The organism is Actinomadura sp. KC345, from assembly GCF_004348515.1.
In the GTDB taxonomy this organism is placed as follows: Bacteria; Actinomycetota; Actinomycetes; order Streptosporangiales; family Streptosporangiaceae; genus Spirillospora.
Window position 1 is genome coordinate 18,650 of the sequence record NZ_SMKH01000054.1, and the last position, 14,811, is coordinate 33,460.

Sequence of the window (14,811 nt, forward strand, 5' to 3'; positions counted from 1 at the left end):
CCGCCCGGAGCGGGGCTGAATCGCGGGAGAGGCTTTGGCGGTAGAGGTAGGCGACGGCGCACCGGACTTCGAGCTGAAGGACCAGCACGGCACACCGGTGAAGCTGTCGGACTTCCGCGGCGAGAAGAACGTCGTCCTGGTGTTCTACCCGCTGGCGTTCAGCGGCGTCTGCACCGGGGAGCTGTGCCAGATCCGGGACGAACTGCCCACGCTGGGCGGCGATGACGTGCAGGTTCTGGCGGTCTCGGTCGACTCGATGTTCGCGCTGCGCGCCTGGGCCGAGCAGGAGAAGTACACGTTCCCCCTGCTGGCGGACTTCTGGCCGCACGGCGGGACGGCACAGCGCTACGGCGTGTTCGATGAGGGCAAGGGGGTCGCCGTGCGCGGAACCTTCGTCATCGACACCGAGGGCGTGGTCCGCTGGAAGGTCGTCAACGCGATCCCGGACGCACGCGACATCGACGAGTACCGCAAGGCGCTCGCCGGGCTCTGAGCGAACCGGACCGGTTCCGGCCACGTGGCCGGAACCGGCCCCCGCACCGTGTGGAGGTGTGATGCCCTGCTTCCGCTGCGGGGCGCGGCAGACCGACCCTGTCCGGGGCGCGAGCCCGTGGAGGCGCGGGGTCCGGGCGGACCGCCAGGTACTGATCTGCCCCGGCTGCCAGACCGCTCACGACTGGGCCGACGATCTCGACCGCTGCTCGGGCTGCGGCGCGGCCGCGCTGGTGTGCCGGCTCGGCGAGGTCGAGTGCCGCGACTGCGGCCACACCCGCGAGGCCGCCCCCGGCGACCTGGTGCATTCCGGCGCCGCGCAGGCGGCCTCCTCCGACTCCTCCGAGGGTGACCTCTCCGAGGAGGTCGCCGCGGCCCTCAGCCGCGTCCTGAAGCGGGGCCCCGCGGGCTGATCGCGCGGCGGTGCGCCCCGGCGGGCGGCGGCCGTGCGCAGGGCTTTCCGATACTTGACGTGGTGATTCGCGCCCTGCCACGCTGCGCGGATGCCGATCGTGCTGATGCGCCTGGTCACCCGGATCACCGGGCGGTCCTGGCGTGTCCCCGCGCTGGTGCTCCTCGCGGCCTTCCTGACGGGCTGGCTGCTGATCGCGGTGTTCGAGGAGCCCGGTGCCGAGATCAAGAGGCCGGACGAGTACATCTGGTACTTCCTCGTCAGCGGCACGACCACCGGGTACGGCGACCTGAGCCCGGCGACGACCGGCGGGCGGATCGGCGGCGTGCTCATCATCGTGGCCGGGCTCACCGCCGGGCTCGTGATGTTCGCCGAGCTCACGCTCTGGATGGGAAAGGGACGGGCGATGAGGGCCAACGGCCAGGCGCAGCTGCACAAGCGCCGGCACATCGTGATGGTCGGCTACCACCGTGACGGGCTGCGGACCATCATCGGCCAGCTCCGCGCGGACGTGGAGTTCGCGAAGACGGACGTCGTCGCGATCTTCTGGCCGGATGAGCTGACGGGCGAGAACCCCGACCCCGACCTGTACGACGTGGTCGCGTTCGACGGGACCGCCTACGAGCGGGCGTGCCTGGAGGCCGCCCGCGCCGTCGTCGTGATCGGCCACAACGACGACGAGACCGTCCGGGTCATGCTGGGGGTGGAGGCGTACCTGCGCAAGAAGGGCGATCCGCCCGTCCATCTGCTGGCCGGGGTGCACGAGGGGAACCGCCGCGCGGAGATCACCGAGGCGCTGGCGCTGATCGGCTCCGACATCGAGCCGGTCGACATCGACGATTCCGCCGTGGTCGCGGCGGCGATCCGCAACCCCGGCATCGCCGCGATCTACCACAATCTCGCCAGCACCCTGGACACCGACGGCGCCCTCTACCGCGTGGACATCCCGGACGACGCCGGCGCGTGGTCCCGGATGGACGTCGCGATCTTCCTCCTGCGCCGCGGCGGGACCCTCCTGGCCGTCGGCGACTCGCATCGGCCGGACGCGGGCTTCCGCCTCACCGCGAGCCCGGACGAGATGATCCGGGGCGGCCAGTCGCTCGCCGTGGTCGCAGCCGACCGTCCCGAGATCCCCTGGCACGAACTGTGAGCGGCCGAGTCGGGTAGATGGCCGGGAGGGCGCCCTCGCGCCCGCTGGGGCGCCCTCCCGGTTGCCGCGTGCGCGCGGCCCGGAGCCACAGGTCCACGAGCCCCGGGGCCTCCCCGCGCACCCGCGGGGTCAAGCGGCTTGGCGGTGGTCGGCGTCCAGCAGGTGGTAGAGCAGGAGGAGCTGGGTGATGGCCAGCGGGTCGCTGGTGCCGGTGTCGCCGAGGCGGCCGAGGACGCCGGGGTCGGGGAGGGCCGTGCCGGCGCGGGGGCCGAGGCGTTCCAGGATGGCCTTCTTGACGACCTGCGACTCCTCGGGGGAGACGTATCCGTGGACGTGCAGGGCGTCGACGGGGCGGCCGTCGGTGTCGCGGTGCAGGCGCAGGTGCATGGCCGTCTCGGTGCTGCCGAGGCCCGTGTCGCCGGGCCCGCCGTCCAGGACGCCGGCCAGGTCGGGGTGGTCGATCGTCGGGCGCAGCAGCAGCTCGGCGGACAGCGGCGTGCCGGGCGGGTCGAGCCGGCCGGCGACGGGCGCGAAGCGGACGACGATGTCGGCGTGCTTGCGCTGGGGGCGGATGTAGGCGGCGCTCTCGGGTTCGCGGCGCTCCAGTTCCGCCATGACCTGCTCGGGGGTGTAACCGCGCTTGTCGCAGTCGCGGCGGACCTTCCACGAGTGCCGCAGCGGTTCCGGCGGGTCGAGGTAGACGGTGATGTCGAAGCAGGCCCGGGCCAGCCGGGTGTGCAGGGGGAGCAGGCCCTCGACGATCACGAAGTCCCGGGGCTCGACCAGTTCGGGGCGGACGAGCCGGCCGGTGGAGTGGTCGTAGACCGGTTTCAGGATCGGTTCGCCCATCGACAGCAGCTGCAGGTGCTGCTCCATGATGTCGATGTGGTTGCAGTCGGGGTGCAGGGCCGTGAACGGCTTTCCGGCCCGTTCGGCGCGGTCGTAGCGGTGGTAGTCGTCCACGCAGACCGCCGTCATCCGGTCGGCCCCCAGGCACCGTACGAGCCCCCTGGTGAGCGTTGTCTTGCCCGCCGCGCTGTCCCCCGCGATGGCGAGCATGACGGGGCGGCGGCCCGGCCCGCGCGCCCGGAGCATATGCACGATCCGATGGGGCACCTTCTGCTCCTCCGTCCTGCGGAATTCAGTTTTCGCCTAGGAGAGTAGGGCGTCCCGGCGGGCGGCTCGTCCCCCAATCAGGGGAGGAGGGGGGTGAAAAGCCGGAGGCGCCCTCCACGCCTGCCCTCGCACCTGCGCCCACATCCGCCGGACCATTGGCCTACTGGTGAGTAGCTTCCGGTTGTTATCGTGCCGGAATGGGTGTCCCCGTACGTGTCGTCCTGGTCGACGACCACGAGATGATCCTCGCCGGACTGCAGGCGATGCTGGCCGGGTTCTCCGGGCGCGTGCGCGTCGTGGGGCAGGCGGGGACGGGAGACGAGGCGGCCCGGCTGGTGACCACGCTGCGCCCGGACGTCGTCCTGCTGGACGTGCGGCTCGGCCCGGAGAGCGGACTCGACCTGTGCCGCGTGCTCACCGGGCGGGTTCCGGAGGCGCGGGTGGTGTTCCTGTCGGTGTACGACGACGAGCAGTACGTCTTCGAGGCGCTGCGCGCCGGCGCGGGCGGGTACCTGCTCAAGCGCGTGGACGGCCCGGAGCTCGTCCGGCGCCTGGAGGAGGTCGCGCAGGGCGAGACCGTCGTGGACCCGACGCTGGCGGGCCGGATGGCCGTCACCGCCGCCAGGCTCACCCGCGGCGAGTTCTGGCCGGGCGCCAACCGCGGGCTCACGCAGCGCGAGAGCGAGGTGCTGTCGCTGCTGGTGAGCGGCCTGTCCAACAAGGCGATCGCGGCGCGGCTCGTCCTCAGCGAGGAGACTGTCAAGAGCCACCTGCGCGCGCTCTACCGCAAGCTCGAGGTGACCGACCGGTCGGCCGCGATCGCGGTCGCGCTGCGCGAGGGGCTGTTCCGGTGACCGCGCCGCTGGAGCTGCTCGCCGGCCGCGGAACCGACCTGCTCGTCCGCATCGTGACCGTGGCCTGCTCCGACCGCGAGCTGCCCCGGATGGCCGAGGAGCTGGCCGGGCTCGTCGTCCGGTCGGCGCGGGCGCTGACGTTCTGCGACGTCTACGTCCTGGCCGAGGACCGGCGCGTCCTGGAATGGTCCGGCCCGCCCGTCCCGCTGGGGGAGGGCGAGGTCGGGTGGGCCGCGGCCCACGGCCGCGTCCGCCCGCACGCGGACGGGCGCGGCGCCGCGATCCCCGTGCACAGCGAGGGAACCGTGATCGCGGTGCTGGACGTCCGCTCCGCCGGGCCGGCGCCGCCCGAGGACCTGGCCCTCGCCACCGCCCTCGCCGGGCTGTTCGCGCCCGTGCTGTGCTCGTGCCGCCGGCTGCGCACCGCGCGCGAGCGCGAGCACGCCGCCGAGCGCTTCGCGGAGCGGGCGGTGCAGGCGCAGGAGGCCGAGCGGTCGAGGCTGAGCCGGGAGATCCACGACGGCATCGCGCAGCGACTCGCCAGCCTGGGCTTCCACCTGTCGGCGGCCGAGCGCGCGCTGCCCGAGCACCATCCCGAGGGGCTGGCGCAGATCATGATGGCGCGCCGGCTCTGCGAACTGGCGGCGGCCGAGACCCGCGCCGCCATCGGCGGGCTGCGGCCCCCCGTCCTGGACGATCTGGGCCTGTCGGCGGCCCTGGCCACCCTCGCCCGCGAGGCCGGGGACGGTCCCGGCCCGGCCGGTCCGCTCGACGTGACGGTCACCGTCGAGGGCGAGCTGGAGGACGCGCTGCCCGACCACGTGCAGACCGCGCTGTACCGGATCGCGCAGGAGGCGGTCGGCAACAGCCTGCGGCACGCGTCCGCGACCTGCGTCGACCTGCTGCTGGAGCACTACCGCGACCGCGTCAGGCTGAAGGTCACCGACGACGGGACCGGGTTCCCGGTGCGGGAGGTGCCGGCGCCGGACGGCCGCGGCCCCCGTCCCGACTCCTACGGGCTGCGCGGCATGCGGGAACGCGCCGAGCTGCTCGGCGGGCGGGTCTCGGTGACGAGCAGGCCCGGCGCCGGGACGGCCGTCGAGGCCGTCATCCCCATCCCCGGGCGCAGCCGGGGCGCGGTCAGTCCGTCGTGAGGACGCGGAAGGCGATCCCGGCCTCGCGCAGCCGCCCGATCAGCGCGTCGCCCATCGCGGTCGCCGTCGTGACCTGCCCGGCCGTCTCCGGGAGGTCGTCGTGGGCGAGGCAGAGCGCCGACTCGGCGAGCATCTTGGCGGTCTCGCCGTAGCCGGGGTCACCGCCCGCGACCTCGGTGACGACGCGCTCGCCGCCGCCCTCGCCGACGAACTTCACGCTGAACCAGTTGCGGGCGCGCTGCTCCGGCGACGGGCCCTCACCCGGTGCGCGCAGCCGGAGCAGCAGGCCGCGCGTCGGCCGGAGCGCGGACAGGCCGACGAGGGCGCCGGCGCCCGCCGCCATCCCGGCGGCGGTGGCGAGCCGCTTGACGGCGACGTAGTGGCCGTAGGAGAAGTCCGGGCCGTACCGGTCGAGCGCCGCCGCCGAACGGACGACGATCTGCGGGTCGATGCTGGGCATCGGCAGCGTCCAGCCGCCGCCGACCCGCGCCTTGGGGGACGGGCGCCGCGAGACGCGCACCGAGCGCCCGGCGGGCCGGTCCTCCACCCGGCGCCGCTCGCGTTCGGCGCGCATCATGCCGGCGGGGTCGCCGAAGATGCCGATCGCTGAGTGCAGCGTCCCGCCGGACGCGTCCGCGCGGGCGCGCACGAAGCCTTCGACGTGCAGCGGGACGCCCTCCGGGAGCCGCTTCACCGTGAAGTAGGCGCCGAGGTCGTGCGGAATCGAGTCGAACCCGCAGGCGTGGACGATCCGCGCACCGCTGCGCACGGCCTTCTCGTGGTACTTCACATACATCCGGTCGACGAACGTCGGTTCGCCGGTGAGGTCGACGTAATCGGTACCGGCGCGCGCGCACGCCGCGACGAGGGGCTCGCCGTACTTGACGTAGGGGCCGACCGTGGTGATCACGACCCGCGCCGAGCGCGCGATCTCCTCGATCGAGGCGGTGTCATCGGTGTCGGCGTGCAGCAGCGGCAGGTCGGCGCACGCCGGGTCCAGCTTCACCAGCCGGTCGCGGACGGCCGTCAGCCTGGCCCGGTTGCGCCCGGCCAGGGCCCAGCGCGTGCCGGGGCCGGCGTGCTCGGCCAGGTACTCGGCGGTCAGGGCGCCGGTGAAGCCGGTGGCGCCGAACAGGACGACGTCGTACTGGCGGTCGGTCATCGAAGGCCCCTTTCACGGTTCCGAATCCGATTCTGTCGTGGTGGCCGTCCGCCATGCACGCCGAGTCGCGGATGTGAGCGACCACACTCATCTAGGCTTGCTCGGATGAGCGGGAGGAAGCCGTGACCGGGCTCGCCGTGGCCATGGACGTCGTCGCCGCGGGCTTCTTCGCCGGCTTCCTGCTGCTGGTCGCCCGCGGCGAGACGGTGCCCGGCGGCGAGGGCGGGCGATCCGTCGCGATGTTCCTGATCGCCGTCAGCCTGGCCCTGCTGTCCGTGTCGCTGTGGAGCATTCCGTAGCGTCCCTGGGCCCCGGGGGCGCGGGCCGCCAGCCGGGGGCGTCGAGCAGGTGCCGGACGAACAGCAGCGTCGTCGCGGTCGGCGCGGCCCCGGCGACCGCGTGCCACGGCCGGTCCAGCGGCATCCCGGGCGCGTCGACGAGGACGAGGCGGCCCGCGTCCAGCTCGGCGCCGACGGCGTCCCGCGACACCAGCGCCACCCCGAGCCCGGCCGCCGCGCCGGCGATCACCGCGCCGTTCGAGCCGAGGACGAGCCGCGGCGGCGACACGTCCCGTTCGGCCAGGTAGGCGTCCGCGCTGGCCCGGGTCCCCGAGCCGGGCTCGCGCATCACCCACGGCGTGGCGGCCAGCGCGAACCCCTCCGCGAGGTCCGGGGCGCCCACGACGACCAGCTCGTTCGGACGCCGCGCGAGCACGGTCGCGGCGACGTCGCCGGGCGGGCGGCCGGCGAGCACGAGGTCGGCCTCGTGCGCGGCGAGGCTGCTCCACACCTGGCGGCGCGGCCCCACCTCCAGCGCCAGCTCGACGCCGGGCCGGCGCGCCCGGAACGAGGCGAGCAGCTGCGGGAGCAGCTGGTCGGCGGCCGTCGTCACCGCCGCCAGCCGCAGCGGCCCGCGCCCCGGGTCGGCCGCCCCGCGCGCCGCCGCCCGGCCCTCTTCGAGCAGCCCGAGTACCTGCCGCGCGTACCCGGCGTAGACGGCCCCGGCGGCGGTCAGCCGGAGCCCGCGCCCCTCCTTGCGGACGAGCGGGACGCCGAGCTCGCGGGCCAGCGCCGCGACCGCCGCCGACACCGCCGACTCGGTCACGTACAGCCGCCGCGCCGCGGCCCGCACCGACCCGGTGTCGGCGAGGGCGACGAACGTCCGCAGCCGCGCCTCGGTCACGTGGCCTCCTTAATCAAGTGAATGGTTGATGGTAGCCCGAGAACACTTGATGGACATCGCAAGTATCGGGGAGCCAAGCTCGACTCGTCCACGGTTCCACGTGGCCGGGACGCGGCGCCTCACCCGGATCCCCTGGGACATGCCGTCCTTCACGGGGCGGGGCGCCGCGCCCCGCCATCCAGGCTTCAGGCTGAAGGAGAGCGGCGATGAGCTCGGGCAGATGGTCGGCGGGCGTGATCCCCTACGCGGAGATGGGCTACTGGCGTCCGGACTACCAGCCGAAGGACAGCGACATCCTCGCCGCCTTCCGGATCACGCCGCAGCAGGGCGTGCCGCCGGAGGAGGCCGGCGCGGCCGTCGCGGGCGAATCGTCCACCGCGACCTGGACGGTGGTGTGGACGGACAGGCTCACCTCCTACGAGAACTACCAGGGCAAGTGCTACCGGGTGGAGCCCGTGCCAGGGCAGGAGAACCAGTTCATTGCCTACATCGCCTACGACCTCGACCTGTTCGAGGAGGGGTCGATCGCGAACCTGACGTCGTCCATCATCGGGAACGTCTTCGGCTTCAAGGCCCTCAAGGCGCTGCGCCTAGAGGACATGCGGATTCCCACTCACTACGTGAAGACGTTCCAGGGGCCTGCGCACGGCATCGTCATGGAGCGCGAGTACCTCGGCAAGTTCGGCCGTCCGCTGCTGGGCGCGACCGTCAAACCGAAGCTCGGGCTGTCGGCGCGCAACTACGGCCGTGTCGTGTACGAGGCGCTCCGCGGCGGCCTGGACTTCACCAAGGACGACGAGAACATCAACTCCCAGCCGTTCATGCGCTGGCGCGACCGTTTCCTCTACTGCATGGAGGGCGTGAACAGGGCGCAGGCCGCGACGGGTGAGGTGAAGGGCCACTACCTCAACGTCACCGCCGGGACGATGGAGGACATGTACGAGCGCGCGGAGTTCGCCAAGGAACTCGGCAGCGTCATCGTGATGATCGACCTCACCATCGGCTACACGGCGATCCAGTCCATGGCCAGGTGGGCACGGGCCAACGGGGTCATCCTGCACCTCCACCGCGCGGGGCACTCCACGTACACGCGGCAGAAGAGCCATGGCGTCAACTTCCGCGTGATCGCCAAGTGGATGCGGCTGGCGGGCGTCGACCACATCCACGCGGGGACGGTCGTCGGCAAGCTGGAGGGCGACCCCAACAGCGTCCGCGGCTACTACGACACCCTGCGCCTGGACAAGGTGGAGGCCGACCCGGTGAAGGGCCTGTACTTCGACCAGGACTGGGCGTCGATGCCGGGCACGATGCCCGTCGCGTCGGGCGGCATCCACGCCGGCCAGATGCACCAGCTCCTGCACTACCTCGGCGAGGACTCGATCCTCCAGTTCGGCGGCGGGACCATCGGCCACCCGATGGGCATCGCGGCCGGCGCCACCGCCAACCGCGTCGCGCTCGAAGCGATGATCAAGGCGCGGAACGAGGGCCGCGACTACCTCACCGAGGGCCCCGACATCCTCCGCGCCGCCGCCAAGAACAGCCGCGAGCTGGACATCGCCCTGTCCACCTGGGGCGACATCACCTTCACCTACGAATCCACCGACACCCCCGACGTCGTCGAAACCCCTGTGAGCCTCTGATGCGGATCACCCAAGGCACCTTCTCCTACCTGCCCGACCTCACGGACGAGGAGATCACCAAGCAGGTCGCCTACGCCCTCGACCAGGGCTGGCCGTGCTCGGTCGAGTTCACCGACGACCCGCACCCGCGCAACTCCTACTGGGAGATGTGGGGCCTGCCGATGTTCGACCTCGCCGACCCGGCCGGCGTCCTGTTCGAGATCAACGAGTGCCGCAGGGCGTACCCGGGCCACTACATCCGCCTGAACGCCTACGACGCGAGCTACGGGCGGCAGACGACCGCGCTGCAGTTCATCGTCCAGCGGCCGGCGGACGAGCCCGGCTTCCGCCTCGACCGCACGGAGACGTCCGACCGGCGCGTCCGCTACACCCTGCACCCCTACGCGCTGGACCGGGCCGAGGGCGACCGGTACGAGGCGGGACGTTGAGCGACCGCCCCGGATTCGGGATGCGCCAGAACGGCTCCCCGGTGGACTCTTCCCAGGCTCCCGCCACCGGGGAGCCGCTCCCTCCGGGCGCCCGGGTCGACCTCGCCAAGGAGCGCGCCGACTCCCAGGTCGACGGCGTCCTGGACGCCCTCGACCGCGAGCTCGTCGGCCTCGCCCCCGTCAAGACCCGCATCCGGGAGATCGCCGCGCTCCTGCTCGTCGACCGCGTCCGCGCCCGCTTCGGGATCGACTCGGGACGCCCCAGCCTGCACATGTGCTTCACCGGCAGCCCCGGCACGGGCAAGACGTCCGTCGCGCTGCGGCTCTCCGAACTCCTGCACCGGCTCGGCTACATCCGCCGCGGCCACCTGGTCTCCGTCACCCGCGACGACCTCGTCGGCCAGTACGTCGGCCACACCGCCCCCAAGACCAAGGAGGTCCTCAAGAGGGCCATGGGCGGCGTCCTGTTCATCGACGAGGCGTACTACCTGTACCGCGCCGAGAACGAACGCGACTACGGGCAGGAGGCCATCGAGATCCTCCTCCAGGTCATGGAGAACCAGCGGGACGACCTGGTCGTCGTCCTCGCCGGCTACAAGGACCGCATGGACTCCTTCTTCGCGTCCAACCCCGGCATGAGCTCCCGCATCGCCCACCACATCGACTTCCCCGACTACGAGCCGGACGAGCTGGAGGCGATCGGCCGCCTGATGATGGACCGGGAGGGCTACGGCCTGGCCCCCGAGACCGAGCCCGTCTTCCGCGACTACCTCACCCGCCGCCGCGCGCAGCCCCGCTTCGCCAACGCCCGCTCCGTCCGCAACGCCATCGAACGCGCCCGCCTCCGCCACGCCAACCGGCTCCTGGCCCGGGACGGCGACGTCGGACGCGACGACCTCACCACCCTCCACCCCGAAGACTTCCTCGCCAGCCGCGTCTTCCGGTGACCGGCGTCACGTCCGAACCGGGGATGAGCCTCCGCATGTCCTAATGTTGGGACCGACGACATGTAGAGGTGGGGGAGAAGTTGCTTAACCCTGAGGATCTGTACGAGCTCGACGCCGACCTGCCGGAGATGACGGGTCCGGTGCTGCTGCACAGCCTCGACGGCTTCGTGGACGCCGGATCCACCGGGCAGCTCGTGCGCGAGCACCTCCTGGAGGCGCTGGAGCACCGCGTCATCGCCCGCTTCGACGTCGACTCACTGATCGACTACCGGGCCCGCCGCCCGCCGATGACCTTCGACCGCGACCACTGGGCCTCCTACGAGACGCCCGAGCTGGTCGTCCGGCTGCTGCGCGACGACGCCGGCAGCCCGTTCCTGATGCTGTCCGGGCCCGAGCCGGACCGGCTCTGGGAAGGCTTCACCGCGGCCGTCCAGCACCTGGTCAAGCGGCTCGGAGTCGGCCTGGTCGTCGGCTTCCACGGCATCCCGATGGGCGTCCCGCACACCCGCCCGGTCGGCATCACCTCGCACGCCACCCGGCCGGAGCTGATCGCGAAGAACTCCTGGTTCGACAAGGTCCAGGTCCCCGGCAGCGCCGCCGGCCTGCTTGAACTGCGGCTCGGCGAGGCGGGCCACGACGCCGTCGGGCTCGCCGTCCACGTCCCGCACTACCTCGCCCAGTCCGCCTACCCGGCCGCGGCGGTCGCCGCCCTGGAGTCCGTCGTCGAGGCCACCGGGCTCGTGCTCCCCGTCGAGCGGCTCCGCGAGGCCGCCGAGGCGACCGACGCCGACATCGCCGAGCAGGTCGACGGCAACGACGAGGTGGAGAAGGTCGTCCGGGCCCTGGAGCAGCAGTACGACGCGTTCGCCGGGGCCGCCGAACGCGACAGCCTCCTCGCCGAATCGGCGGACATGCCCACGGCCGACGAGCTCGGCGCCCAGTTCGAGCGCTTCCTCGCCGAGCAGGACGGACCCGACTCGCCGGCCTAGACATATCCCGGTGAGCGCTGGGTAGGCGAGGCCCCGAGGGGGGAGGCTCGCTCATGGCCCAGAAGGTGAACGAAGTGATGACGCCGGCGCCCGTGACGGTGTCCCCGGACACCTCCCTGTCCGAGGTCGGGGACCTCATGCGGCAGCACGGCATCGGGGACGTCCTGGTCGTCCACGAGGGGCGGCTCCGTGGCCTGGTCACCGACCGCGACATCGTCGTCCGCGCCGTCGCCGTCCAGAAGGACATGTCCGGCACGGCCGTCGCCGACATCTGCAGCACCAACATGATCACCGTGGCGCCGGGGGACGAGGCGAACGTCGCCGTGCGGCTGATGCGGGAGCACGGCGTCCGCCGCATCCCCGTCGTGGACGGCGACCGCCCGATCGGCATGGTCTCGATCGGCGACCTCGCCGTCCAGCGCGACGAGAGGTCGGCCCTCGCCGACATCAGCGCGGAGCCGCCGAACACGTGATCACACTGAAGCTGGAGGACGCCGAGCTGCCCGGCGACCTCGCGATACCGGACGGCGCGAACGGTGTCGTCCTGTGCGCGCACGGCGGCGGCCCCCGCGACCGCGACGTCGCGGACGGCCTCAACGCCGCCGGGATCGGGACGCTGCTGATCGATCTGCTCACCGAGCACGAGAACCGGCTCGACCGCGTCACCGCCGCCCTCCGCTCCGACATCGAGCTCCTGACGCTCCGCCTGATCGGCGCGGTCGACCGGCTGACCGAGGGGCTCGAATCCGCCCCGCACACGGCCGGCCTCCCCATCGGCCTGTCCGCCGCCGGCACGGGCGCCGCCGCCGCACTGGCCGCTGCCGCCGCCCGCCCGCGGATCGGCGCGGTCGTCTCCCGGGGCGGGCGCCCCGACCTGGCGGGCCCGTCCCTGCCGCGCGTCCGCGCCCCCGTCCTGCTGATCGTCGGCGGCGGTGACCCCGAGGTCCGGCAACTCAACGAGTTGGCGGCCAAGTCCCTCGACATTTCGGAAATCCACGTCGTTTCCGGCGCCACTCACCTCTTCGAGGAGCCCGGCGCGTTGGAAGAGGTAACCATCCAGGCCGCCGACTGGTTCAACAAGCTTCTAGCGAGGAATCCCGGTCCTTGACGAGGGCCGAAAGGAATGCTCCCAGTGTGTTGCGGGGCTCTAGCTAGCCGACCGAAAGTCGAGAAATTGAGCCGACCGTGACTGTGTGGATACACTATGTTACGATGTCGGGGTGAAATTGGTGATGCAGGTGAAGCTGCTGCCGACGTCCGAGCAAGCCTCGGCGCTGAGCGCGACCCTGCAAACGTGCAACGCCCTGGCCAACCGGGTCTCGGCCACGGCCTACCGGGAGAAGGTGTTCTCCCGCGCCGGGCTGCAAAAGCTCGTTTATGCCGAGTTGAAGGCGGCCGGGTTGTCGGCGCAGCCGGCGTTGCATGTGATCCGCAAGACCGCCGACGCCTACACCACGCTGCACGCTCAGATCGACGCCGGGCTGCTGGGCGGTGAGAACTCCAAACGCCGCCGCAAGGCCGCCTCCAAGCCAATCACCTTCGGTGACCTGGCCGCGCAGCCGTTCGACGACCGCTGCCTGTCCTGGCAGACCGATGCCCGCACCGTGTCGATCTGGACCGTGCACGGCCGGGTGCAGGGCATCGCGTTCACCGGCCACCCGTCCCACCTGAAGACCCTGGCCACCCGCCGCAAGGGCGAGTCGGACCTGGTGTACCGGGACGGCAAATGGTTCCTGTACGCCACCTGCGAGATCAAAGCAGCTGAGCCGTTCGACCCGGTCGACTGGATCGGTGTGGACCGGGGGATCGTGAACCTGGCCACCACTTGCGATGGCACCAACTACCAGGGCAAGGGCCTGAGCAGGTACCGGCGGGCGCAGGCACGGCGGCGGGCCGAACTGCAGAGCAAGAAGGCGGCCGGGTCGCGCTCGGCGGCCCGCCGCCTGTCGCGGCGCAGGGCGCGGGAGGGCCGCCATGCCGCGAACGTGAACCATAGGATCGCCAAACAGATCGTGGCCGATGCCCAACGCACCGGACGCGGAATCGCACTGGAAGAACTCAGTGGGATCCGGGACCGGGTACGGCTCAAGCGGCACCAGCGGGCCACGCTGTCGACCTGGCCCTTCCACCAGCTCGGCACCGCCATCGCCTACAAGTCCCAGCGGGCCGGGGTGCCGTTGTTGCATGTGGACCCGGCCTACACCTCGCAGACATGCCCGCGCTGCGGGCATGTCGCGCGAGGCAATCGTCCCGCCCGGGACCGCTTTTCCTGTCGTCGGTGCGGGCTCGCTGGCCCGGCCGACCACATCGCCGCCGTGAACGTCCGTCAGCGGGCACGCACGGCTTGGGCATTCGTCAGCATGCCCGACCCGGCCCCGGTACAGGGGAAAGGTGATGCGACCCCAGGGCCACAGCCGGTGGTGAAGGGGAGCGCAACGAAGCGTGCACGATCGAGCCGCAAACTCGGCCGTTCACGGCCGAGAAGCTGACTCGGAACCTGTGATGCGCGACGTCATCGTTGTGGGCGCCGGTCCCGCCGGATCCGCCGTCGCCTGCCACCTCGCCCGCTCCGGCCTGGACGTCCTCGTCCTGGAGAAGTCGTCCTTCCCCCGCGAGAAGGTCTGCGGCGACGGCCTCACGCCCCGCGCCGTCCAGGAACTCCGGACCCTCGGCATCGACCTCACCGCCCCAGGCTGGTTCCCCAACCAGGGCATCCGCCTCATCGGCGCCGGCCGCAGCCTCGAACTCGACTGGCCGGACGGGCGCGGCCTCACCCGTACCCGGGCCGACTTCGACGACGTCCTCGTCCGCCAGGCCACCGCCGCCGGAGCGACCGTCCAGCAGAACACCAAGGTCACCGGACCCCTCCAGCCGGACGGCAGGGTGACCGGCGTCCACACCGACAAGGGCACCCACGAGGCCCGCCTGGTCGTTGCCGCCGACGGTGCCTCCTCCCGGCTCTCGGTGGCCCTTGGCCTGCGCCCGTCCCGCGACCGCCCCATCGGCATCGCGGGCAGGTGCTACTTCCGCAGCCCGCGCCACGACGACCCGTACCTGGAGATCTGGCTCGACCTGGTTCCCGCCGGCTACGGCTGGGTCTTTGGGATGGGCGACGGCACCTGCAACGTCGGCGTCGCCCTGCTCCGCACGGAGCACCCCGACTACCGAAGCCTCCTCACCAACTGGCTGGCCCCGCTCCCACCCGCCTGGGGCTTCACCGAGGAGAACGCCACAGGGCCCCTGCGCGGCGCCGCCCTGCCCATGGGCTTCAGCCGCCGCCCCCAC

The 14,811-nt window shown here is 72.3% G+C and carries 17 protein-coding genes; 14 read left to right on the forward strand and 3 right to left on the reverse strand.

What is annotated here, in order from left to right:
- Positions 1 to 34: 34 nt before the first annotated feature.
- The 3 genes from E1281_RS12080 (at position 35) to E1281_RS12090 (ending at position 2,054) form a co-directional block, all read left to right on the forward strand.
- Positions 35 to 493, forward strand: coding sequence for a peroxiredoxin (locus E1281_RS12080; RefSeq protein WP_131877420.1), 459 nt, complete (start codon positions 35 to 37; stop codon positions 491 to 493).
- Between the two features lie 61 nt (positions 494 to 554).
- Positions 555 to 905 (forward strand): hypothetical protein, encoded by a 351-nt coding sequence (locus tag E1281_RS12085; protein ID WP_131877422.1) that lies wholly within the window; start codon positions 555 to 557, stop codon positions 903 to 905.
- A gap of 90 nt (positions 906 to 995) precedes the next feature.
- Positions 996 to 2,054: a potassium channel family protein gene (locus tag E1281_RS12090; protein WP_131877424.1), complete on the forward strand. Its 1,059-nt coding sequence runs from the start codon at positions 996 to 998 to the stop codon at positions 2,052 to 2,054.
- A gap of 129 nt (positions 2,055 to 2,183) precedes the next feature.
- Here E1281_RS12090 and E1281_RS12095 read toward each other — a convergent pair whose 3' ends face one another.
- Positions 2,184 to 3,170, reverse strand: a complete 987-nt coding sequence (locus E1281_RS12095; RefSeq protein ID WP_243716869.1) for a phosphoribulokinase — start codon at positions 3,168 to 3,170, stop codon at positions 2,184 to 2,186.
- 197 nt (positions 3,171 to 3,367) lie between these two features.
- On the opposite strand from E1281_RS12095, the gene E1281_RS12100 reads away from it, so the two are divergent.
- Both E1281_RS12100 and E1281_RS12105 read left to right on the forward strand, forming a co-directional pair.
- Positions 3,368 to 4,024: a response regulator transcription factor gene (locus E1281_RS12100; RefSeq protein WP_131877426.1), complete on the forward strand. Its 657-nt coding sequence runs from the start codon at positions 3,368 to 3,370 to the stop codon at positions 4,022 to 4,024.
- Positions 4,021 to 5,178 (forward strand): sensor histidine kinase, encoded by a 1,158-nt coding sequence (locus E1281_RS12105; protein ID WP_131877428.1) that lies wholly within the window; start codon positions 4,021 to 4,023, stop codon positions 5,176 to 5,178. The genes E1281_RS12100 and E1281_RS12105 overlap by 4 nt, the downstream gene beginning before the upstream one ends.
- Here the strand turns inward: E1281_RS12105 and E1281_RS12110 are convergent.
- Positions 5,165 to 6,340: a saccharopine dehydrogenase NADP-binding domain-containing protein gene (locus E1281_RS12110; protein WP_131877430.1), complete on the reverse strand. Its 1,176-nt coding sequence runs from the start codon at positions 6,338 to 6,340 to the stop codon at positions 5,165 to 5,167. The two genes, E1281_RS12105 and E1281_RS12110, sit on opposite strands and share 14 nt — an antisense overlap.
- A 122-nt stretch (positions 6,341 to 6,462) precedes the next feature.
- Between E1281_RS12110 and E1281_RS40185 the strand changes: the two genes are divergently transcribed.
- Positions 6,463 to 6,639, forward strand: coding sequence for a hypothetical protein (locus E1281_RS40185; RefSeq protein WP_165958878.1), 177 nt, complete (start codon positions 6,463 to 6,465; stop codon positions 6,637 to 6,639).
- On the opposite strand, the gene E1281_RS12115 is transcribed toward E1281_RS40185, so the two are convergent.
- Positions 6,596 to 7,522, reverse strand: a complete 927-nt coding sequence (locus tag E1281_RS12115; RefSeq protein ID WP_131877432.1) for a LysR family transcriptional regulator — start codon at positions 7,520 to 7,522, stop codon at positions 6,596 to 6,598. The two genes, E1281_RS40185 and E1281_RS12115, sit on opposite strands and share 44 nt — an antisense overlap.
- 206 nt (positions 7,523 to 7,728) lie before the next feature.
- Between E1281_RS12115 and E1281_RS12120 the strand changes: the two genes are divergently transcribed.
- The 8 genes from E1281_RS12120 to E1281_RS12155 all read left to right on the forward strand — a co-directional run.
- Entirely contained in the window at positions 7,729 to 9,162 is a 1,434-nt protein-coding gene (locus E1281_RS12120) for a form I ribulose bisphosphate carboxylase large subunit (RefSeq protein ID WP_131877434.1), read from the forward strand.
- Positions 9,162 to 9,590, forward strand: a complete 429-nt coding sequence (locus tag E1281_RS12125; RefSeq protein ID WP_131877436.1) for a ribulose bisphosphate carboxylase small subunit — start codon at positions 9,162 to 9,164, stop codon at positions 9,588 to 9,590. Before E1281_RS12120 ends, E1281_RS12125 begins: the two co-directional genes overlap by 1 nt.
- Positions 9,587 to 10,537, forward strand: a complete 951-nt coding sequence (gene cbbX / locus E1281_RS12130) for a CbbX protein (RefSeq protein WP_243716871.1) — start codon at positions 9,587 to 9,589, stop codon at positions 10,535 to 10,537. The genes E1281_RS12125 and cbbX overlap by 4 nt, the downstream gene beginning before the upstream one ends.
- An 80-nt stretch (positions 10,538 to 10,617) precedes the next feature.
- Positions 10,618 to 11,526 (forward strand): PAC2 family protein, encoded by a 909-nt coding sequence (locus tag E1281_RS12135; RefSeq protein ID WP_131877438.1) that lies wholly within the window; start codon positions 10,618 to 10,620, stop codon positions 11,524 to 11,526.
- A 53-nt stretch (positions 11,527 to 11,579) separates the two neighbouring features.
- Positions 11,580 to 11,999, forward strand: a complete 420-nt coding sequence (locus tag E1281_RS12140) for a CBS domain-containing protein (RefSeq protein WP_131877440.1) — start codon at positions 11,580 to 11,582, stop codon at positions 11,997 to 11,999.
- Positions 11,996 to 12,634, forward strand: a complete 639-nt coding sequence (locus E1281_RS12145) for a hydrolase (RefSeq protein WP_131877442.1) — start codon at positions 11,996 to 11,998, stop codon at positions 12,632 to 12,634. Before E1281_RS12140 ends, E1281_RS12145 begins: the two co-directional genes overlap by 4 nt.
- Positions 12,635 to 12,746: 112 nt before the next feature.
- The gene (locus E1281_RS12150; protein WP_243716873.1) at positions 12,747 to 14,015 is read left to right on the forward strand and encodes a transposase; all 1,269 of its coding nucleotides are present in this window, start codon (positions 12,747 to 12,749) and stop codon (positions 14,013 to 14,015) included.
- A 13-nt stretch (positions 14,016 to 14,028) separates the two neighbouring features.
- Positions 14,029 to 14,811, forward strand: a 783-nt coding sequence (locus tag E1281_RS12155; protein ID WP_131877444.1) for a geranylgeranyl reductase family protein, incomplete at its 3' end; no start/stop codon positions are given.